The sequence below is a fragment of the Oleiphilus sp. HI0128 genome (genome assembly GCF_001635365.1).
Genome location: NZ_LWGG01000218.1, coordinates 1 through 841, shown reverse-complemented (window position 1 = coordinate 841; position 841 = coordinate 1). Strand labels below are relative to the sequence as shown.

Sequence of the window (841 nt, the reverse complement as noted above, 5' to 3'; positions counted from 1 at the left end):
ATTTGTTGCGACGCCACCTTCCGAGCCGCGGCCTAGGCCAAAGACAAGTGTATCGCCGAAGGGGTGAAGGTAGTTTGAAAAGCCGGGCAGTTCTAATTCACCTGCGACGCGAGGAGAGTCGTGATTAGATAAGTCAAGTACATAAAATGGGTCGATTTGTCTAAAGGTCACGATATAAGCTTTGTCACCGTCAAATCGAACACTGTAGATTGACTCTCCTGGTTTTCCGATAGCTTCCGGAGCCGATTCATTAGGGATTGTTGCATTCAGGTTCAGCTCTGTATCATCAATATTGATGGTATGTAGCCGATGTATATTTCTCTCTGTGCTGGAATGGTCAGTGGTCACGACTCGCAGATGATCCTGATACTCGCTAAGTCTGAACTGTTCATTCCAGCCTACTTGGCCGCTTAGGGCTACGCTTCCAGCAAACTCTAGACCATTGTCCGAATAGTCTAGCTTGTAGACCGTACTGCTATAAGATGAATCATTTGCGTTTTCGTAACTGTATTCATTTTCTACCATATACACGGCGTTCAATGATGCGTAGATTGTGGCAATGGGGGCGGCGATGCAGCTGGATTTTATATCTGAAAGCGCCATATCATGTGAAGCGCCAAGGTCGATTTTAGTAACGATAGCCAGGGTAGGTTGTGTTGAATCTTCTGGCTCGTTAGGAATATGGCAATCATTTTCACCTAGTAAAATCTTTGTTTGGCCATTTAAGGTGACGCTTGGGAGTAGGTCTTCTAATGTGGCCTTGCTGATTAATGACTCGTTACGGCTAATATCATCTTCTTCATAGGGATAGATTACATAGTCGTCGAGGTAGGCACTGTAT

Annotated in this window: 1 protein-coding gene; it reads right to left on the bottom strand. The window is 45.2% G+C overall.

Features of this window, described 5'->3' with window-relative positions; all coding sequences use genetic code 11:
• A partial coding sequence (locus A3763_RS02875; protein WP_197482713.1) for a beta-propeller domain-containing protein occupies positions 1-841 on the bottom strand: 841 nt, incomplete at both ends.